Source organism: Jannaschia pohangensis (assembly GCF_900113875.1).
Lineage (GTDB): Bacteria > Pseudomonadota > Alphaproteobacteria > Rhodobacterales > Rhodobacteraceae > Jannaschia > Jannaschia pohangensis.
In genome coordinates this window covers 1295067-1314192 of sequence record NZ_FORA01000001.1, presented here as the reverse complement: position 1 = coordinate 1314192, position 19126 = coordinate 1295067, and the positions used below count along the sequence as shown (strand labels likewise).

General features: G+C 65.0%; 18 protein-coding genes. 17 read left to right on the top strand and 1 reads right to left on the bottom strand.

Annotated elements, in window-relative coordinates:
- Positions 1-107: 107 nt before the first annotated feature.
- The 17 genes from BM002_RS06635 to moaE all read left to right on the top strand — a co-directional run bounded on the left by BM002_RS06635 (position 108) and on the right by moaE (position 18035).
- Positions 108-839 carry a proteasome-type protease gene (locus tag BM002_RS06635; protein ID WP_092778419.1) on the top strand — a complete coding sequence of 244 codons (732 nt, stop codon included), beginning with the start codon at positions 108-110 and terminating at the stop codon, positions 837-839.
- A 60-nt stretch (positions 840-899) separates the two neighbouring features.
- Positions 900-1553: an ABC transporter ATP-binding protein gene (locus BM002_RS06630; protein ID WP_092778417.1), complete on the top strand. Its 654-nt coding sequence runs from the start codon at positions 900-902 to the stop codon at positions 1551-1553.
- On the top strand, positions 1550-3925 hold the full coding sequence (locus BM002_RS06625; RefSeq protein ID WP_092778415.1) for an ABC transporter permease: 2376 nt from the start codon (positions 1550-1552) through the stop codon (positions 3923-3925). Before BM002_RS06630 ends, BM002_RS06625 begins: the two co-directional genes overlap by 4 nt.
- Entirely contained in the window at positions 3915-4931 is a 1017-nt protein-coding gene (locus BM002_RS06620; RefSeq protein WP_092778413.1) for a lipocalin-like domain-containing protein, read from the top strand. Before BM002_RS06625 ends, BM002_RS06620 begins: the two co-directional genes overlap by 11 nt.
- Positions 4924-5466, top strand: coding sequence for a PNPOx family protein (locus tag BM002_RS06615; RefSeq protein WP_092778411.1), 543 nt, complete (start codon positions 4924-4926; stop codon positions 5464-5466). The genes BM002_RS06620 and BM002_RS06615 overlap by 8 nt, the downstream gene beginning before the upstream one ends.
- 57 nt (positions 5467-5523) lie before the next feature.
- Complete coding sequence (locus BM002_RS06610) at positions 5524-6330, top strand: flagellar motor protein MotB (protein WP_092778409.1); 807 nt, start codon at positions 5524-5526, stop codon at positions 6328-6330.
- A gap of 133 nt (positions 6331-6463) precedes the next feature.
- Complete coding sequence (locus BM002_RS06605; RefSeq protein ID WP_092778408.1) at positions 6464-7771, top strand: flagellar hook protein FlgE; 1308 nt, start codon at positions 6464-6466, stop codon at positions 7769-7771.
- Between the two features lie 24 nt (positions 7772-7795).
- Positions 7796-9241, top strand: a complete 1446-nt coding sequence (locus BM002_RS06600; protein WP_092778407.1) for a FlgK family flagellar hook-associated protein — start codon at positions 7796-7798, stop codon at positions 9239-9241.
- A gap of 1 nt (position 9242) precedes the next feature.
- Positions 9243-10244 (top strand): flagellin, encoded by a 1002-nt coding sequence (locus BM002_RS06595; protein ID WP_092778406.1) that lies wholly within the window; start codon positions 9243-9245, stop codon positions 10242-10244.
- An 86-nt stretch (positions 10245-10330) separates the two neighbouring features.
- Positions 10331-11413 (top strand): flagellar basal body P-ring protein FlgI, encoded by a 1083-nt coding sequence (locus tag BM002_RS06590; protein ID WP_245749148.1) that lies wholly within the window; start codon positions 10331-10333, stop codon positions 11411-11413.
- Positions 11414-11736: 323 nt separating this feature from the next.
- Positions 11737-12543: a S49 family peptidase gene (locus BM002_RS06585; protein WP_092778903.1), complete on the top strand. Its 807-nt coding sequence runs from the start codon at positions 11737-11739 to the stop codon at positions 12541-12543.
- A gap of 168 nt (positions 12544-12711) precedes the next feature.
- Entirely contained in the window at positions 12712-13644 is a 933-nt protein-coding gene (locus BM002_RS06580) for a calcium/sodium antiporter (protein ID WP_092778402.1), read from the top strand.
- A complete protein-coding gene (locus BM002_RS06575; RefSeq protein ID WP_245749147.1) occupies positions 13629-14411 on the top strand; it encodes an SDR family oxidoreductase in 783 nt (260 codons plus the stop codon). The genes BM002_RS06580 and BM002_RS06575 overlap by 16 nt, the downstream gene beginning before the upstream one ends.
- A 315-nt stretch (positions 14412-14726) precedes the next feature.
- A complete protein-coding gene (gene uvrC / locus BM002_RS06570; RefSeq protein ID WP_092778400.1) occupies positions 14727-16583 on the top strand; it encodes an excinuclease ABC subunit UvrC in 1857 nt (618 codons plus the stop codon).
- An 84-nt stretch (positions 16584-16667) separates the two neighbouring features.
- On the top strand, positions 16668-17336 hold the full coding sequence (gene pgsA, locus BM002_RS06565) for a CDP-diacylglycerol--glycerol-3-phosphate 3-phosphatidyltransferase (RefSeq protein WP_092778899.1): 669 nt from the start codon (positions 16668-16670) through the stop codon (positions 17334-17336).
- Positions 17333-17584 (top strand): molybdopterin converting factor subunit 1, encoded by a 252-nt coding sequence (gene moaD, locus BM002_RS06560; RefSeq protein WP_092778398.1) that lies wholly within the window; start codon positions 17333-17335, stop codon positions 17582-17584. The genes pgsA and moaD overlap by 4 nt, the downstream gene beginning before the upstream one ends.
- Position 17585: 1 nt before the next feature.
- On the top strand, positions 17586-18035 hold the full coding sequence (gene moaE, locus BM002_RS06555) for a molybdopterin synthase catalytic subunit MoaE (RefSeq protein ID WP_092778396.1): 450 nt from the start codon (positions 17586-17588) through the stop codon (positions 18033-18035).
- On the opposite strand, the gene BM002_RS06550 is transcribed toward moaE, so the two are convergent.
- On the bottom strand, positions 18032-19024 hold the full coding sequence (locus BM002_RS06550) for a Hint domain-containing protein (RefSeq protein WP_245749146.1): 993 nt from the start codon (positions 19022-19024) through the stop codon (positions 18032-18034). The two genes, moaE and BM002_RS06550, sit on opposite strands and share 4 nt — an antisense overlap.
- Positions 19025-19126: the final 102 nt, after the last annotated feature.

Here is a 19126-nt window from a genome sequence, read left to right as displayed (position 1 = left end):
ACGGGATGGGGGCCAGGCATGCAAAAATGCCGCGAATGCATCCGCATCACCTTGACTTCGACACCGTGCAGGCAGACGGCTGTCGCACCTTCTAACGGATCGGTGGCATGACATATTGCGTCGGATTGCAGCTTGAGCGCGGCCTTGTCTTCATGTCGGACACGCGCACCAATGCGGGCGTCGATAACATTTCTACCTATCGCAAGATGCACACCTGGGAAGTCCCGGGCGAGCGGACGATGGTGCTCATGACCGCCGGCAACCTCGCCACGACCCAAGCCGTGGTCAGCATGCTGGACGAGCGGAACCTTGCCCCCTCGGAACGCGACCCCTCGCTGCTCAGCACGCCCTCCATGTTCCAGGCCGCCCGCATGATCGGTCGGACCGTCAAGGACGTCATCGCCGATCAGACCGCGGGCGGATACAACGCTGGCACGACGTTCAACGCCACGATGATTTTCGGGGGTCAGATCAGGGGTGCGCCGCCGCGGCTCTACATGATCTATCCCGAAGGGAACTTCGTCGAGGCGCAGGCCGAAACCCCCTTCTTCCAGATCGGCGAGACGAAATATGGCCGTCCGATCCTGGTGCGGGCCTATGACCCCAAGATGGATTTCGCACGTGCCATCAAGCTGTTGATGGTCAGCTTCGATTCCACGATCCGGGCGAACCTGTCGGTTGGAACGCCGCTCGATCTGCAGATTTACGAAGCCGACAGCATGAATCTGGGGCTCAGCCGCCGGATCGAGGACGGGGATGCCGACTGGCGCGCCGTGTCCGACGGGTGGTCCGATGCCCTCCGTCAGGCGTTCGAGAGCCTGCCCGATGTGACCATGTGACCGGAAGTGGCCGTGCCGGTTGCGGTTGAAACCCGCAGCGCCGCCGCTACCGTGCAACGAATGCTTCTGACAATCCGCGATCTCTCCAAGAGCTTCGATACGACCGACGGCCCGCAGCCGGTGTTGCGGGGGGTATCCTTCGATCTGGACGCGGGACAGACACTGGCCCTGACCGGCGAAAGCGGCTCCGGCAAATCGACATTGCTCCACCTCGTCGCGGGCCTCGATTCCGCCAGCGGAGGAAGCGTCACGATCGCCGGAACCGATCTCGCCACCTTGGGCGACGCGGGCCGGGCGGCGATGCGGCGTGACACCGTCGGACTGGTCTTTCAGCAGTTCAACCTGATCCCCTCGCTCAATGTGCGCGACAACCTGACGTTTCACGCGCGCCTCGCCGGGCGCGACGCGGGCGATGTGGCTACGCTGGCGACGCGCCTCGGCCTGTCGGATCACCTCGACCGCTACCCCGAGCAATTGTCCGGCGGCCAGCAGCAACGCGTGGCGATCGGCCGGACACTGGCGGCGCGCCCCCGCCTGGTTCTGGCGGATGAGCCGACGGGCAACCTCGACGAGGCGACGGGCGACGCGATGATGGCCCTGATGCGCGACATGGTGACCGACGCCGGGGCCGCCTTCCTGATGGTGACCCATTCCGAACGTCTGGCCGCGATGCTGGACGACCGCTTGCATCTGCGCGCGGGGCGTTTGGCATGAACCGCGCGGCCCTGGGTGCGCTGTTGTCCCATTGGGTGCGCCATCCACTCCAGGCGCTGACGCTGGTCGTCGGGCTGGCCCTGGCCACGGGCCTCTGGACCGGTGTGCAGGCGATCAACGCCGAGGCGCGCCAGAGCTATGACCGCGCCGCCGAGACCTTGGGGCAAAGCGCCTTGCCCCGGCTCGAAGGCCCCCTGACCCTGCGCGATTTAGCCACCGCGCGCCGTGCCGGCTGGCCCGTCACCCCGGTGGTGGAGGGACGGCTGCCGGGCAGCCGCGCGCGTCTTCTGGGTATCGATCCCTTCACCGCGCCCCCGACCGGGGCGAGCGACGATCTGGCCGAAGGCGCGGGGCTGACCGGGTTCCTGACGGGCGATCTGGTCTTTGCCGCACCGGGCCTCGACCTGCCCGATGGCCTGCCCGAGGTGCGCGTCCTGGACGATCTGGCGCCCGGTCTGGTGCTGGCCGACATCGCGGTGGCGCAGCGCCTGCTCCAGACGTCGGACATCAGTCACCTTCTGGTCCTGGGTCAGGCGCCGGTCGGCGCGCCGCCCTTGACCGACCTGCTGCCGGGGACGACGCTGGTCGATCCGGCCGGGCAGGGCGATATCGCGCGGCTGACCGACAGCTTTCACCTCAACCTGACGGCCTTTGGCCTGCTGGCATTTCTCGTGGGTCTGTTCATCGTCCATTCCGCCATCGGCCTCGCCTTCGAGCAACGCCGCCCGCTGTTTCGCACCCTGCGCGCGCTTGGGCTGCCGACGGGCCGCCTGACTGTTCTTCTGGGGGCCGAACTTCTGGTGGTGACGCTGGTTTCGGGCACGCTCGGCATTCTGCTCGGGTATCTGGTGGCGGCGGTCCTGTTGCCGGGTGTCGCGGCCACATTGTCGGGTCTCTATGGGGCCAGCGTTTCGGGCAGCCTCACCCTATCTCCGCTCTGGTGGCTCTCGGGGTTTGTCATGGCCGGGGCGGGCTTGGCCCTCGCCGGGGGCCAGAGCCTTTGGCAACTCGCCCGCCTGCCGGTCCTGGCCCCGGCGATGCCGCGGGCCTGGGCGCGGGCGCAGGCGACGACCCTGCGACGACAGGCCATGGCCGGTGTCGCCCTTTTGCTGCTGTCCTTGAGCCTCGCGCTCTGGGGGCAGGGGTTGGTAATGGGGTTTGTCTGTCTGGGTGCCTTGCTCCTCGGGGCGGCGCTCCTGTTGCCGCCGCTTCTGTCGGTCATCCTCGATTTCGGTACGGGCCGCGCGCGCGGTGCCCTGTCGCAATGGCTCTGGTCGGACACGCGGCAACAGGTGCCGGGCCTCAGCCTCGCCCTTATGGCCCTTTTGCTCGCGCTGTCGGCCAACATCGGCGTCGGCACCATGGTCGGCAGCTTCCGCGCAACCTTCGTGGGCTGGCTGGATCAGCGTCTGGCAGCCGAGCTCTACGTCGACCCCGGCACCGCCGAAGAGGCCGCCGAGATGGTCTCCTTTCTGGAGGGTCGCGTCGATGCCATCCTGCCCGTCATCTCCGTTGAAACCCTGCTGGAGGGCGCGCCGGGGGATCTTTTCGGTCAGGTCGACCACGCCACCTTCCGCGACAACTGGCCCCTGCTCGACGCGGTGCCGGATGTCTGGGACAGGTTGGCCGCAGGCGAAGGGGCCCTCGTGAACGAGCAGCTGGCCCGGCGTACCGATATCTGGGCGGGCGGGCAGATCGATCTGGGGGCGGGCGGCACGCGCGACGTCCTCGGCGTCTATTCCGACTATGGCAATCCCCGGGGTCAGGCCGTTCTGGGCATCGACGATTTCAACGACCGCTTTCCCGGCGTGACGCCGCAGCGATACGGCCTGCGCGTCGACCCGGCCCGCGCACCCGAGGTGTCAAATGCCCTGATCGAAGCGTTCAGTCTGCCCGAGGGGCGGATCATCGATCAGGCGGGCATCAAGGGCTTCTCCCTGGCCGTCTTCGAGCAGACCTTCGCCGTGACCGCGGCGCTCAACGTGCTGACCCTCGGGGTGGCGGGCTTTGCTCTCTGGGCGTCGTTGACGACACTCGGCGCGATGCGCGTGCCACAGGTGGCGCCGGTCTGGGCCCTGGGCCTGAGCCGGGGGAGGTTGGCGGCGATGGACCTGCTGCGCGCCGTGATCCTCGCGGCCTTCACGGCGGCGCTGGCGATCCCGGTGGGCGCGGCGCTGGCCTGGGTCCTGCTGGCGGTGGTCAACGTGCAGGCCTTCGGGTGGCGCCTGCCGCTCTTGCCCGACCCCCTCGGCTGGCTGACGCTTGCGGCATGGGCACTGGTCGCGGCGGCCCTGGCGGCGGCGCTGCCCAGTTGGCGCTTATGGAGAATGCCGCCCGCGCAATTGGTCAAGGTCTTCGCCCATGAACGCTAGGCTCATCATCGCGCTCATCTGGCTTGCCCTTCCGCTCCACGCCCAGGGGTTCGCGGGCCTCGGGCAGGGGGGCGAGGGGTTCGCCTTGCCCGAACCCGGTCGCGTCTTCGACTTCCCCGCAGATCATGGTGCGCACCCCGACTACCGGATCGAATGGTGGTATGTGACCGCCGCACTGACCGGCGAGGACGGACGCGACTACGGCGTGCAATGGACGCTGTTCCGCTCGGCCCTGACCCCCACCGGGCCGCAGGTCTGGATGGGGCATTTCGGCCTGACCACGCCTGACGCCCACTTTACGGGAGAGCGGTTCGCCCGCGGCGACATCGGACAGGCAGGCGTGGAGCCCACGCCCTTCGATGCCTGGATCGACGATTGGTTGCTGACGGGGCCGACCTTCGATACCCTGCAACTGACCGCGCAAACGTCCGAGGCGGGCTATGACCTGGCGCTTTTGGCCCAGGGTCCGCTGGTCTTTCACGGCGACGCAGGGTTCTCGATCAAGTCGCAGTCGGGGCAGGCCAGCTACTATTACTCACAGCCCTTCTACGAGGTGACCGGCACGCTCGACCTGCCGGAGGGGCCGATGAAAGTGACCGGCAAGGCCTGGCTCGACCGGGAGTGGTCGTCGCAGCCCCTCGAAGGCGATCAGGAGGGGTGGGATTGGTTTTCGCTTCATTTTGACGACGGGTTCCGCCTGATGGCCTTCGCTCTACGCGGCGGCGCGGATTTCCACTATGCCTCCTGGATCGCACCGGACGGAACCTTGACGCCGTATTATGGCGACGCGCTCGGCCTTGAACCGCTGGCGACCTCCGTGGTCGAGGGGCGCGATGTGCCGACCCGCTGGCGCCTCACCCTGCCCGCGCAGCAGGTCGACGTAACGGTCGAGGCGGTCAATCCTGGCAGCTGGCAATCGACGCTGTTTCCCTATTGGGAAGGCCCCGTGCGGGTGACGGGAAGTCATGCGGCCACCGGATATCTGGAGATGACCGGCTATGAATGACCCTTTCCTGACCCTGTCCGACCTGGAGGATCACGTCTGGGATCGTCTGGCCCAAGGTGCGGCCAATGCGGACGATCCGTTTCGATTCGTGACCCTGGCCACCATGGGACAGGACGGACCCGAGGCCCGGACCGTGGGCCTGCGCCGGGCCGATCGCGCGGCGTCCGAAGTCGAGGTGCATTCCGATCTTCGGACGGCAAAGGTGCGCGCCCTGGCGGTCGATCCACGTGCGACGATCCTTCTGTGGGACGCGGCCACGCAGGTGCAGGTCCGGTTGAGGGTGACCCTTCGTCTTGTTGCGTCCGACCCGATACGTTGGGCGCGTGTCCCGCCCCTGGCCCGCCTCAACTATGGCACCGACCCCGCGCCGGGGACGCCCGTGGACATGCCCGAAGTCGTCACCCGCACCCCAGACGTGGCGCGGTTCTGCGCCCTTGTGGGCCGGGTGCATGCCATGGATGCGCTGTCGCTGGCCCATGATCCGCACCGCAGGGCGCGCTTCGCGGACGGCCAACGGCATTGGATCGCCCCCTGATCCGCTAACGGAGTCTTTACCTCTGACCTCTAGGTGTGACCCTTCGGAGGTCCGGCCATGAGCAAGAAAGACGACAATACCCGTCCGATCATCATCAAGCGCAAGAAGGTGGTCGAGGGCGGGCACCACGGCGGCGCATGGAAGGTCGCCTATGCGGATTTCGTGACCGCGATGATGGCGTTCTTCCTGTTGATGTGGCTGCTCAATGCCACCACGGATCAGCAACGCCGCGGTCTGGCCGACTATTTCAGTCCGACGGTGTCGCTGACCCCGGTGTCGGCTGGCGGCGACGGGGTGCTGACTGGGCAATCGATGTCTGGCGACGCCAGCATGATCCAGTTGGGGCGCGGCGGCATCACGCAATCCGACGCGAACGGTACGGCGCCCGAAGACGGCGTGCTGGAGGCGATCGAGGCCGCGATCATGGGCAAAGGTGGGGAAAGTCTTCTGGACCGCGAAGACCTGCGCCATGTGGCCGTGCGCCTGACGGACGAAGGGCTGGTCATCGAGTTCTTCGATCTGCCCGACTCGCCATTGTATGACGGGGTCGAGGTGACGCCGCTTCTGGAACGGCTTCTGGCGTCGGTCGCGGGCGAAGTCCGAAAGGTGCCGAATTCCGTGGCGATCGACGCCTATATCGCGTCGGTTCCGGTGGTCGAACGCGCCCCGCAATCCTGGGAGGTGTCGTCGGGCCGTGGCCATGCATTGCGCCGCCGCCTGCCGGATGTGGGCGTCTCCGAGGCGCGCGTCGTGCGCGTGACCGGTCACGCCGATCGCCGTCCCGCCGCGACGGACCCGATGTCCAGTCGCAACAACCGGGTCGAGATCATCGTTCTGCGCGACACCGTTCCCCTCCGCCGCTGACGGCCGTCTTCGGCAATCGCGACAATTGCCCGCAAAAAGCCTTGGGAGTTAGCGGCCTCTTAACTTCCGGCCTGCATGGTTCACCGGACGCGACTCGGATCGCGCACAGCATGAGACCCAGAAAGGACCGCTTATGACGATTTCCTCCTCCCTCAACGCCGGTGTGACGGGATTGAACGTCAATGCCAGCAGACTGGCGACGATCTCCGACAACATCGCGAACTCGGCCACTTTCGGCTACAAGCGGTCGGTCGCGGATTTCCACTCGCTGGTCCTCGACCAGAGCAGGGGGGCCTATTCCGCGGGCGGGGTTCGCGTGACCACCGGACGCGCGGTCGATCAACGCGGAACGCTCATCACTACGAACAATCCCACGGACCTGTCGGTGACGGGTCGCGGTATGTTGCCCGTAACGACCATCACATCCGTCGACGCAGGTGTCGGCAACTATCCGATGCGGATGACCTCCACCGGATCCTTCCGGGCCGACGCGAACGGAATTCTGCGCACGGCCAGCGGTCAGGCCCTGCTCGGGTGGCCCGCCAATCAGGACGGTCAGATCCCCGGCTTCCCGCGTGACACCCTCGGTGGACTCGTCCCGGTGCGCGTCAACGGCAACCAGTTCGAGGGCGATGCCACGACGCGGATCTCGCTTGGCGTAAACCTGCCTGCGACCGACACCGTCGCGGGCGCGTCCGGTGACCCCCGAGAGATGGCACTCGAATACTTCGGCAACCTGGGCCAGGCCCAGAACCTCAACATCACCTTCACGCCGACGGTCCCTGCGGCCGGTGCGCCGGCCACGAACGAATGGACGGTGACCATCAACGACGAGGCGCAGGGCAACCTGCTGGTTGGTGAATTCACCATCACCTTCGACGATACCCGCGATTTCGGCGGAACCATCGCCAGTGTCGTGCCGGGTGCGGTCGGGGGCTATGACCCCGCGACAGGTCTGGTCACGATTGCCGCACAAAGCGGTCCGCTCGAAGTGGATATCGGTCGCCCGCTCGAAGCGCGCGGTCTGTCACAACTGTCGGACACTTTCGCGCCGCTTTCGATCACCAAGAACGGCTCGCCTGTCGGCAACCTGGCCTCCATCGAGGTGGATGCCCGCGGCCAGCTTTCGGCAATCTATGACAGTGGCTTCACAAAGGTGCTCTACCAGATCCCGATCGTCGATGTGCCGAACCCGAACGGGCTCAAGCCGCTGGCAAACCAGACCTACCAGGTCTCGAGCGAAAGCGGCGCATTCTACCTGTGGGATGCCGGTGATGGACCCGTCGGCGATATCATCGGCTTCTCCCGAGAGGAGAGCGCGACGGATGTGGCGTCGGAACTGACCCAGCTGATCCAGACGCAACGCGCCTACAACTCCAACGCCAAGGTCATCCAGACCGTGGACGAGATGTTGCAGGAAACCACCAACATCAAGCGGTGATCCCAACCCTGAAAGGAGCCTGACATGAGCCTCTCTTCTTCGCTCAACTTTGCCGTTGCAGGCCTTGATCTCAGCTCCCGTCGGGCCGAAGTCGTGGCCCGCAACGTTTCGAGCGCCGATCTGCCGGGCTATGCCCGGCGGACGGCCAATCCGGTCGGCCCTGGCGTCGGTCTGCCCGGGTCCAACGTCGCCATCGCGCGCGAAAGCGATCCGCGCCTCACACAGCTGCGCCGCGAAGCGCAATCCGAACAGCAGGGCAGCTCCGTCGCGCGGGATTTCCTTCTGGCACTGGAGGATGGGCTCGGAATTCCCGGCGATGCGGGCAGTCTGCAAAGCAGATTGGCCAATCTGGACGCGGCTTTCCTCGCGGCTGCGTCCGACCCGACATCGGCCACACGACTGGGACAGGTATCCACGGCGGCGGATCAATTGGCCAAGACGTTGAATGGCCTGGATGCGATCGTTCTGCAAAGACGTCAGGCGGCTGATGCCGATATCGGGAAGGCCGTCGGCCAGATAAATTCCGATCTCGAGAATATCGCGCGGCTCAACACCGACATCCTGCGTCTGAACTCCGGTGGCCACGATACTGCGGATCTCTACGATCAGCGGACAGTCCTTGTGGACCGGATATCCCGACAAATCCCCCTTCGGGAACTGCCGCGCGACGATGGTGCGATTGCGCTGGTTTCCGAAAGTGGCGTCATCCTGCTGGACGGCAAGGCAGCCGAACTCGGCTTTTCGGCGCGCGCACCGATCACGGCAGCAATGACGACGCCGATCCAACTGTCCGGGCTATCGGTGAATGGAAAGTCCGTGGTCACCTCCGGCGCGACATCCGCCATTCCCGGCGGTGGCCTTCAGGCGCTGTTTGATCTTCGCGACCGCGACGCGCCCGAGGCCAACGCACGACTTGATGCGCTGGCAGCTGATCTGATTTCCCGGTTCCAGTCTCCGACTGTCGATGTCTCGCTTGCACCCGGGGCAGCTGGCCTGTTCACGGACAACGGGGCGGGATACGATCCGGCCGCCGATGTCGGCCTTGCCGGACGGATCGAGATAAATGGCCTTGTCGCTCCCGACCGGCCCGATGCGCATTGGCGCCTTCGGGATGGGTTGGGCGCGGCGGCACCCGAGACGGGCGCAGATGCATCGCTGCTCTTGCGGTACGGCGCCGCATTTGCAGAGCGTAGTCTACCTGTCGCCTCAGGCCTCCCTGCCGTCGCTCAGGATCTTACCGGTCTCGCGGCTTCATTGCAGTCCCTGATCTCAAGCGATCGGATCGTTGCGGACGACAAGGTCGCGTTTGCCGCGACACGAGCGGAAGGTTTGATCCAGATGCGCGATGGTGGGGCGGTCGACATCGATGCGGAGATGCGTCGCCTGATCGAAGTGGAGCAGGCCTACGCGGCGAATGCGCGGGTGATCCAGGCCGTGAATGACATGATGAACCGTCTATCGGAGATCTGATATGCAAACCAAGAGCCCCCTTTTGCCGTTCATCGGACCCCGAGACTATTCGGTTGAAACCCGCGCACGCATCGAGACGCTGACCTCCGAATTGGCCAGCGGGAAAAAGTCGGATGTCGGGCGGGCCGTGGCAAGCGACTTCTCTGCCCTGTCGCGGATCATGCATCAGTTGCAGACCTACGACGCACAACGCGGAGCCCTGTCGGTTGCGACGACCTGGCTGGAAGGGGCGCAAGCAGGCCTTGCACAGATCCAGAGTGTCGGTGCCGCAATATCCGAAAAGCTGCCTGCGGCCCTCACGGGCACGGACCCGGGGGCCATTGCCACATTGGCTCGCGATGGAGAGGCGGCGCTTCGCGACATCGTGTCAACTCTCTCCCAGGATCGAGCGGGTCGCCTCGTTTTCGCCAACGGCGATGTGGCGGCCGCCCCACCGATCGACTTCGACACATTGCTGGCCGAAACGGCGGCCCTGGCGGCAGCGGCGACCGATCCGAACGATCTTGTCGCATCCTTCGACAGCTATTTTGCGATCGGTGGCGGTGCAGAAGTTACCGCGCTCCGCAATTTCCCTGCGTCCAGCGTGTCCTTCCCCATCGGCGATGGCGAAGCGGCTGAAATTCCAGTCTCGCTCGCTGACCCGGGCGTTCGCGCCGCCCTGAAGCAGGCCGCGATGATCGCGTCGCTTCCCTCGGCCGGGTTCGCGATCGAGGGCGCGGCCCGGCAATCCCTGGCTGTCGTGCTGCCGAGCAAGTCGGCCGTAGCGGCCACAGCTCTTGTCGAGACACAGGCCCGTCTGGGCAGTGTCGAAGAAAGGTTCGACCGGATTGTCACGACGCTTGATGAGACGCGAACGCGACTTGAAGGCCAACGGACCGACCTTCTGTCGGCGGATCCATTCGAGACAGCGACCCGCCTTCAGGATGAAATGACGCGGCTCGAAACGATCTTTGCCGTTACAGCAAGGCGTGCGCGGTTGCGACTGACGGATTACCTGCGATGAGCGGTGTTCCACGAAATGGGGACGTGAGCCCGACAGGTCGCGTTGGCCCGTCCTTGCGGACACTTCTTCGGATCGTCGTTGCAGCCTTGTTCGGTTTCATCTTCACAGGGATCGCCGCGCAGGCCCAGTCCATCCGGATCAAGGATCTGGTGGAATTCGATGGTGTGCGCGGAAATGATCTGGTCGGATACGGTCTTGTCGTTGGCTTGAACGGCACCGGTGATGGCCTGCGCAACGCGCCCTTCACCGAAGAGATCATGACAAGCATTCTCGAAAGACTTGGCGTCAACGTAACGGGTGAACAATTTCGTCCGCGCAATGTCGCAGCGGTCATTGTCACGGCGGTTCTGCCCCCTTTTTCCCGCAGCGGTGCACGCATCGACGCGACGGTCTCCGCCATCGGGGATGCGGATAGCCTGCTTGGCGGGACGCTCGTCATGACGCCGCTGACGGCGGCCGACGGTGAGATATATGCCGTGGCTCAGGGGACGATCATCGCAGGCGGCGTTTCCGCCCGTGGCGATGCGGCCGCCGTGATCGAAGGGGTGCCCACGTCAGGGGTGCTGCCTGCGGGTGCACGGGTCGAACGCGAAGTGGATTTCGACTTCACGTCGATGACGCAGATCCGATTGGCCCTTCGCGATCCCGATTTCACGACGGCGTCACGTGTGGAGCGGGCCATCAATGGTCAGATCGGAGGCAATGTCGCGCAGATGCTCGATGCGGGAACGATCCTGCTCGATATCGGTCGAACCGGACTCCGCTCGCCTGCACATGCTCTGAGTGCGATCGAAAACATCGAAGTCACACCTGAACAGCGTGCCCGCGTCGTGGTGGATCAGGCGTCCGGGACGATCGTCATGGGAAGCACTGTTCGGATTTCCGAAGTCGCCGTCTCGCAGAACAATCTGACGCTTCGGATCGAGGAGGCGCCGCTCGTCGTGCAGCCGAATCCTTTCACCGAAGGTCAGACCGTTGTCGTCCCTCGGACCGGCGTCGCACTGCAGGAAGAACCCGGTCCGGGCCTCGCTGTGGTGCAGGGCGGAACGACCTTGTCGGATGTTGTCGCCGGGCTGAATGCCTTGGGTGTCTCGGCACGCGACATGATCGACATTCTAAAGAGCATCAAGGCAGCAGGCGCCCTGCATGCGGAGTTTGTCGTCCGTTGAATAGTGGCTTGTGCAAAATCGGAACGCGGGAAACCGTGGATGTGGCGAGTGCAGCGCAGATGGCAGTATTCCCTTCGGTCCGTGCCGCACGAATTTGCCAATCTCACTGCGGCTGACCACGCGCAGCGCTGTGGATTGAAATGAACCGCACCAGCGTGGCAACCGCGTCGGGTCATCTCAGCCTGTGACGGGGTTTCGCTGACAGCCACCAAGACGGGGGGGCAGGTCTTTCGCCGAAACAATTCGGCCCGATTGCGGTTTCAGGGGCATTTCTGACCGGGGCTTGCCTTGTTCCCCTCGGGTCCGCGCTATACATCGCGATGATGATCTCCACGCTCCCCTTTCCGTTTCGGCCTCGTCGCCCGTTCGTTCCGGTCGTTCGGCTGCAAGGCGTGATCGCTTCTAGCGGGTCCCGGGGAACCTTGTCGGCCAATGGCATCGCACCCGTGATCGAGCGCGCCTTCCGGAAGGGCAAACCGGCGGCGGTTGCCCTAGTCATCAACTCGCCTGGCGGATCGCCCGTTCAATCGGCGCTGATCGGCGCGCACATCCGGCGCCTGGCCGACGAAACCTCGGTTCCGGTGCACGCCTTCGTCGAAGATGTGGCCGCGTCCGGAGGCTATTGGCTGGCGGCGGCAGCCGACGATATCTGGATCGACGGGTCCTCGATCACGGGAAGCATCGGGGTCATCTCGGCCGGCTTCGGCTTTCCCGAACTGCTTGCGCGATACGGGATCGAACGGCGGGTCCATACGGCTGGCGAAGACAAATCGATGCTGGATCCGTTCCGCGCCGAACGGCCGCAGGACATCGAAAGGCTCAAGGCGATCCAGGCCCTGATCCACGGTCACTTCATCGACCACGTGAAATCCAGGCGGGGCGCAAAACTCGACGCGGCGCGCGACCTCTTCACCGGCGAGATCTTCGTCGGGCCCGAGGCTGTGGCGGCCGGACTTGTCGATGGCATCGGCCATCTGGTGCCGAAGGTGCAGGACCTCTACGGCTCGAAGGTTCGCTTCGTCCATCTGGGTCAGCGCCGACCGTTTCTGCAACGCCTCGTGCCGGGGATCGCACAGGATAGCCTGTCAGCCATCGAAACCCGGGCGCATTGGGCGCGGTACGGCCTCTGATGCTTTTGAAGATCGTTTCCCTTTTCCTGATCGGCATGGGTGTTCTGGCGATGTTCGGTCGCCTGCGCTTTCCGGATCAGGCACGGCTGACAGGTCGTGGAAAGTGCCGCCATTGCGGAACCCCGAAGGTCGGGCGTGGCCCCTGTCCCTGCGGAAAGGCCTGAGTCGATGCTTGTCGAATTTCTGAGCGTCGGCCTGGGCCTCATCATCCTGATCTTTGCGGGGGATGCCTTGGTCAAGGGCGCGGTCAATCTGGCGCTCCGCCTTGGTCTGCCGGCCCTTGTGGTCAGCTTGACCGTGGTCGCCTTCGGGACATCCGCGCCGGAACTGCTGGTCAGCGTTCAGGCCATCCTCGATGGTGCACCGGGCCTTGCCATCGGCAATGTCGTCGGCTCGAACACGGCCAACGTGCTGCTGGTTCTGGGTATTCCGGCGCTGCTGGCGGTCATGCATACCTCGGGTCACGACACGCGACGCGACTATATCTACATGATCGGGGCGACCTGCCTGTTTCTCGTGTTCTGCATGACCGGGCGGCTGGTCTGGTGGCATGGAGTCGTCATGCTGCTGGTGCTTGCGGCCATCCTGATCGCGACCTTCCTCAGCTCTCGCGGCGGCGCGGAAGAGGTCGAGGTCGAGGGGGCGGAGCCCGGCCTGCCGGGGTGGAAACTGTCCGCGTTCCTGATCCTCGGCCTGATCGGTTTGCCACTGGGGGCGAGCCTTCTGGTCGACGGGGCGACGGCTATTGCGCGGGCCTACGGTGTCAGTGAAACGGTGATCGGCCTGACCCTCGTGGCGGTTGGCACGTCGCTGCCGGAACTTGCGACCACGGTCATGGCGGCACTTCGGCGGCACGCGGATGTGGCGCTTGGCAACGTGATCGGATCGAACCTGTTCAATCTGCTCGGCATCATGGGCGTCGCCGTTCTCGTCGGCCCGGTGCCGGTCGACGAGAATTTCCTGACCAAGGATCTCTGGGTCATGTTGGCGGCGTCTCTGCTGCTGATCCCCTTTGTATTCATGGGGCGGGACATCACCCGGCCCTGGGGCGTCGGCTTGACGGCGGCCTATCTGGCCTATCTCGCATGGGCCTTCGCATGAGGGCGCTTGTCACCGGGGCGGGGGGACGGATCGGGGCGGCGCTTGCTGTCGCCTTGGCCGAACTGGGCCACGACGTCGCCGTTCACTATGCCACCTCGAAAGACGGGGCCGATGCGACGGCCGAGAGCGTCGCCGGGCATGGGCGGCGGGGCGTGACGCTCCAGGCCGACCTTCTTGACCTCGATGCCTGCGAGACGTTGGTCGAACGCGCGGCCACGGCGCTTGGTGGCCCGCTCGATGTCTTGGTGAACAACGCATCGATCTTCGAGTACGACTCGATCGAAACCGCGACCCGCACCAGTTGGGACCGGCACATGCGGTCGAACCTTCAGGCGCCGTTCATCCTGACCCAGGCCTTTGCCGCGCAGGTCCCCGGCCCTGCGTCGGACGGCGAACCGGTGGCCCGGGCGAATATCATCAATATGATCGATCAGCGGGTTCGCAAGCTGACGCCCGAATTCATGACCTATACGCTGGCCAAGGCCGGGCTCTGGACGCTGACGCAGACCAGCGCGCAGGCGCTGGCCCCAAGGGTGCGTGTCAATGCCATCGGGCCTGGGCCCACGCTGCGGGGTGGGCGCCAGACCGAGGAGCATTTCGCCAAACAGCGGGCGGCGACGGTTCTGAACCGAGGGTCGGACGTCGACGACATTGCGGATGCGCTGCGATATATTCTGTCGGCAAAGGCTCTGACCGGGCAGCTTTTGTGCATCGATGGCGGCCAGCATCTGGGCTGGCAGACGCCCGATGTGATCGGGATGGAATAGGTCGTCCGACCTGACGCAGGGTAAGATCGGCCGGATTTTGTCCACTTCTGGCAGGCAACCGGAAATGACGCGGATTTTTGTCCCAGATCAGAATGGGATAGCCAGGTGTTACAGAAATAATATATCTATAACAAGATGTTGAAGAAATTCTTAACTCGAGGTTAACGTGACGGTAATGTGACAAGTCCCCTGTTTCACAAGGGGGAATTGAATCCCCTCCCAGCCTTATCCACAAGTGAGCGGGGGAAATTCCGTGTCCGGGCCCCTTGATCGCCAGTGCGGTTCAAGGCAGCCCCTCGAGGAATCAGGAAGGTCATGACGGAAACCAGCAAGCAGACAGGCCCGGAGGTCATCAAACGCTTCCTGCGGACGCTGGACGGATCGCCGGGCGTCTATCGCATGCTCGATGAACAGAACCGTGTTCTCTATGTCGGCAAGGCGCGGAACCTGAAGAACCGGGTCGCCAATTACGCGCGGCTTCAGGGGCATTCCGGGCGGATCGCGCGCATGATCTCCGAGACGGCCTCGATGATGGTGCTGACGACGCAGACCGAACTCGAGGCGCTGCTGCTGGAGCAGAACCTGATCAAGCAGCTCAAGCCGCGCTACAACGTGCTGCTGCGCGACGACAAGAGCTTCCCGAATATCGAGGTGACGACCGGCCACGCGTTTCCGCAGGTGCGCAAGCATCGCGGGCGAAAGGGGCAGGGGCAGTATTTCGGTCCCTTCGCCAGTGCGGGTGCGGTCAACCGGGTTCTGAACCAGTTGCAGCGTGTCTTCCTGCTGCGCAATTGTTCGGACAGCGATTTCGAGGCGCGGACGCGGCCCTGTCTCAACTATCAGATCAAACGGTGCAGTGCGCCCTGCGTCGGGTTCATCACCGCCGACGACTACGCGGTCAGCGTCCGGGATGCGGCGCGGTTCCTCAAGGGTGAGACGACGGAAATCCAGGAAAAGCTGGCCGCCGACATGACCGAGGCTGCGGAGGCGATGGAATTCGAACGGGCGGCCGCGCTGCGCGACCGGATCAAGGCGATGACCAATGTGCAGTCGGTGCAAGGCGTGAACCCGCAGGGCGTGCCCGAGGCGGATGTGATCGGCCTGCACATGGACGGCGGCCAGGCCTGCATTCAGGTCTTCTTCATCCGGGCGAACCAGAATTGGGGCAACAGCGACTTCTATCCCCGCGTCGCCGACGACATGAGCCCGACCGAAGTCATGGAAGCCTTCATCGGCCAGTTCTATGACGGAAAGGAGCCGCCGCGCATGCTCATCCTGTCGCATGGGATCGAGGAGACGGAGCTGATGACAGATGCCCTGTCGAACCGTGCCGGTCGGCGGGTCCAGATCCTTGTTCCGCAGCGGGGCGAAAAGGCCGATCTGGTGCAGGGGGCGGTGCGGAACGCGCGCGAAAGCTTGGGCCGCAAGATGTCGGAAAGCGCGACCCAGACGCGGCTGCTCCGCGGCTTGGCCGAGGCCTTCGACCTCAAGGCTCCGCCGCAGCGGATCGAGGTCTATGACAACTCGCATATCCAGGGGGCCTTCGCCGTCGGCGCGATGATCGTGAACGGGCCCGAAGGGCTTGAGAAATCGCAATACCGCAAGTTCAACATACGGGGCGAAGAGTTGACGCCTGGCGACGATTTCGGGATGATGAAGGAGGTGCTGAGCCGCCGGTTCAAGCGCCTCCTCAAGGAAGACCCGGACCGTACGTCCGGCGTCTGGCCCGACCTGCTGCTGATCGACGGGGGCGCGGGGCAGGTCAGCGCCGTCGATCAGATCATGCGCGAACTGGGCGTCGAAGATATCGCCATGGTCGGCGTCGCCAAGGGCGTGGACCGCGACCATGGCAAGGAGGAGTTCCACCGCACCGGCAAACGCCCCTTCGCGTTGCAGCGCAACGACCCCGTTCTCTATTTCGTGCAGCGCCTGCGGGACGAGGCGCATCGCTTCGCCATCGGCACGCACCGGGCCAAGCGGTCCAAGGCCTTCGTGGCCAACCCGCTGGACGACGTGCCGGGCGTCGGCGCCACCCGAAAGCGCGCCCTGCTCCAGCATTTCGGCAGCGCCAAGGCCGTCAGCCGCGCGGCTCTGGCCGACCTCAAGGCAGTCGACGGCATTTCGGACGCCATGGCCGAAGCGATCCATCACCACTTTCACGAGAAGGATTAGGGTGATGTGCCCCCTCTGGCCCACATTGCCGGGGTGCGCGCGGAGGGGATGGATTGCCCGGGGGAACCCGGCTACATCGGGCCCATGAGATGGACCGTCCCGAATATGCTCACCGTTCTCCGGCTGCTTGCGGCACCCGGCGTGGCGATCATGTTCCTGTTCTTCGCCCGTCCCTGGGCGGATTGGTTCGCGCTGGTCCTGTTCGTGGTTGCCGCCGTCACCGATTGGTTCGACGGCTATCTGGCCCGCGAATGGCAGCAGGAAACCCGCTTCGGCGCGATGCTCGACCCGATCGCCGACAAGGCGATGGTGGTGATCGCGCTTCTGGTCATCACCGGATTCTCGGGCATGAATCCCTGGATCCTGCTGCCCGCCACGGTCATCCTGTTCCGCGAGGTCTTCGTCAGCGGGCTGCGTGAATTTCTTGGCAATACGGCGGGCCTGCTCAAGGTCACGAAGTTGGCCAAATGGAAGACGACGGCGCAGATGGTCGCGATTGCCGTTCTCTTCGGGTCCGGCGTGTTCGAACATGAGGTGGTCGAGCGGACCGAGGGCATGGATCAGGCCATGGTCGACGCCATCCTGACGGGCAGCGTTCCCGACGAAGTCGGCCTGCTGACCCTGATGCAGGGCGAGGCGGTGACCTTTGCCGCCGGTGTGCTTCTGCTCTGGATCGCGGCCCTGCTGACGGCCATGACCGGGTGGGATTACTTCGTGAAGGCCAAGCCGTATCTGGCGGACCGCCCGTCATGAAGATCAGGGTTCTCTATTTTGCGTGGTTGCGCGAACGGATTGGCCTGGGCCGCGAAGAGGTCGAGACGGAGGCCAGGACAGTCGCCGATCTGGTGGCGGAGCTGCGCGCGCGGGAAGCCCGCTATGACCTGGCGTTTTCGGATCTGGCCGCCGTGCGCTGTGCCCTCGACCAGGAGTTGGTGGAGTTCGACACGCCGCTTGGACAGGCGCGCGAAGTGGCGTTCTTCCCGCCAATGACCGGAGGCTGACGTGACGCCCCGGATCGTCGTGACCGAGGATGATTTCGACCTCGGGTCAGAGGCGGATATGCTGGAACAGGGCCCCGACACCGGCGCCGTGGTGACCTTCACCGGACGGGTGCGCGATGTGGCAGGCGGGTTGCGCCACATGGTGATCGAGCACTACCCCGGCATGACCGAACGGGCGCTGACCGACATGGCGACGCAGGCCGCGACCCGCTGGCCCCTGTCGGGGGTGACGATCATCCATCGGCACGGGACATTGGCCCCCGGTCAGCGGATCATGATGGTCGGCACCGCGTCGCGCCATCGCGAAGCCGCCTTCGAGGCCGCGTCGTTCCTGATGGATTACCTCAAGTCCCGCGCGCCCTTCTGGAAGAAGGAAGTGACCGGGGACGGGGCCGATTGGGTGGCCGCGCGCGACAGCGACGAAGACGCCCTCGACCGTTGGCGGAGCTAGCGCGACGGCTGACGGTTCAGGAGGCTGGCGGGGGCGACCCCCTCCAGATCGGCGGCAGAGGGTTCGACGCCATGGTGTTGCACCTGCGCCCGTCCGCCCATGCGGTGTCGAAGGTCGCGGGCCAGATCCTCGTCAAGGCCGGCCATCACGTCGGGCGACACCAACAGGCTCTCGGCCGGGATGCATTCGGCGTAAATGATTTCGTGGGCGTCAAACAGCAGGTGGAAATAATCCACATGTCCGCCCGTATCGCGCCAGATCGCCTCGCCGTCGACCAGATGGCGCGCACGGACCAGAAGTTCGGCCCGCCCGGCATTCAACTGGTCGTTGCGCTGATAGATGAAGAGCCGGTGATCGGGCGACAGGACCAATTCGCGCGCATTGTTCAGGACACCTTCGCCGATGACGACCGGCGCATTCGACCCCTCGGCGCGCACCGTCTGCTGGCCGATCCAGCGGACGGGCTGCGGCCCGTGATCGCGGGTCAGGACACGGTCGCCGACCTTCAGCTCTTCCACGGGGCATTGGCGCCCGTTGGCCATGGTGATGCGGGTGCCGCGCGTGAAGCTGACCTGCGCGACGTTGGCCAGCTCCCCCTCGACCAGGGACGAGGAGATGAGCGCGTAGTCGTCCGACGTCGACAGCGGCCCGAGCGGCAGGGCAAAATGCTCCCCGGCGAGGTCGAGGACCAGAACCTCGACCGCGGCACCGCGTTCGCCCATCAACTGGTGGCGGGCGAGCGGCTTGACCATCTGGCCGGGCGCGCCGACCGACGATCCGGAGGCCACGACCATCCCGCCCTTGGCGCGCGCCAGAACCAGTTCGCGCGCCACGGCCCGGGGGTCGAGCAGATAGATGTCGCCTGCGACCACCTGATCCACGGTCCCGATGGCGTCGCCCATGAGGGCCCCGGTTTCCACGGACAGGGCCGCCGCGGGAAAGACCGAACAGCGGCTGAGCGTCGACAGGGAGGGGGCAGACTGATTCATGGCCCCATTATGGACCGACATGTCGGACGAAAACAGGGCCGACCTTGGACACGATTTGGTTGATTTCGCTAGGATTGTCGCGGATTTGGCGTGGCAAGGCGT

Coding starts and splice junctions, on each gene's coding strand:
- BM002_RS06635 (WP_092778419.1), top strand. CDS start 108: ATGACATATTGCGTCGGATTGCAGCTTGAGCGCGGCCTTGTCTTCATG.
- BM002_RS06630 (WP_092778417.1), top strand. CDS start 900: ATGCTTCTGACAATCCGCGATCTCTCCAAGAGCTTCGATACGACCGAC.
- BM002_RS06625 (WP_092778415.1), top strand. CDS start 1,550: ATGAACCGCGCGGCCCTGGGTGCGCTGTTGTCCCATTGGGTGCGCCAT.
- BM002_RS06620 (WP_092778413.1), top strand. CDS start 3,915: ATGAACGCTAGGCTCATCATCGCGCTCATCTGGCTTGCCCTTCCGCTC.
- BM002_RS06615 (WP_092778411.1), top strand. CDS start 4,924: ATGAATGACCCTTTCCTGACCCTGTCCGACCTGGAGGATCACGTCTGG.
- BM002_RS06610 (WP_092778409.1), top strand. CDS start 5,524: ATGAGCAAGAAAGACGACAATACCCGTCCGATCATCATCAAGCGCAAG.
- BM002_RS06605 (WP_092778408.1), top strand. CDS start 6,464: ATGACGATTTCCTCCTCCCTCAACGCCGGTGTGACGGGATTGAACGTC.
- BM002_RS06600 (WP_092778407.1), top strand. CDS start 7,796: ATGAGCCTCTCTTCTTCGCTCAACTTTGCCGTTGCAGGCCTTGATCTC.
- BM002_RS06595 (WP_092778406.1), top strand. CDS start 9,243: ATGCAAACCAAGAGCCCCCTTTTGCCGTTCATCGGACCCCGAGACTAT.
- BM002_RS06585 (WP_092778903.1), top strand. CDS start 11,737: ATGATCTCCACGCTCCCCTTTCCGTTTCGGCCTCGTCGCCCGTTCGTT.
- BM002_RS06580 (WP_092778402.1), top strand. CDS start 12,712: ATGCTTGTCGAATTTCTGAGCGTCGGCCTGGGCCTCATCATCCTGATC.
- BM002_RS06575 (WP_245749147.1), top strand. CDS start 13,629: ATGGGCCTTCGCATGAGGGCGCTTGTCACCGGGGCGGGGGGACGGATC.
- uvrC (WP_092778400.1), top strand. CDS start 14,727: ATGACGGAAACCAGCAAGCAGACAGGCCCGGAGGTCATCAAACGCTTC.
- pgsA (WP_092778899.1), top strand. CDS start 16,668: ATGAGATGGACCGTCCCGAATATGCTCACCGTTCTCCGGCTGCTTGCG.
- moaD (WP_092778398.1), top strand. CDS start 17,333: ATGAAGATCAGGGTTCTCTATTTTGCGTGGTTGCGCGAACGGATTGGC.
- BM002_RS06550 (WP_245749146.1), bottom strand. CDS start 19,024: ATGAATCAGTCTGCCCCCTCCCTGTCGACGCTCAGCCGCTGTTCGGTC.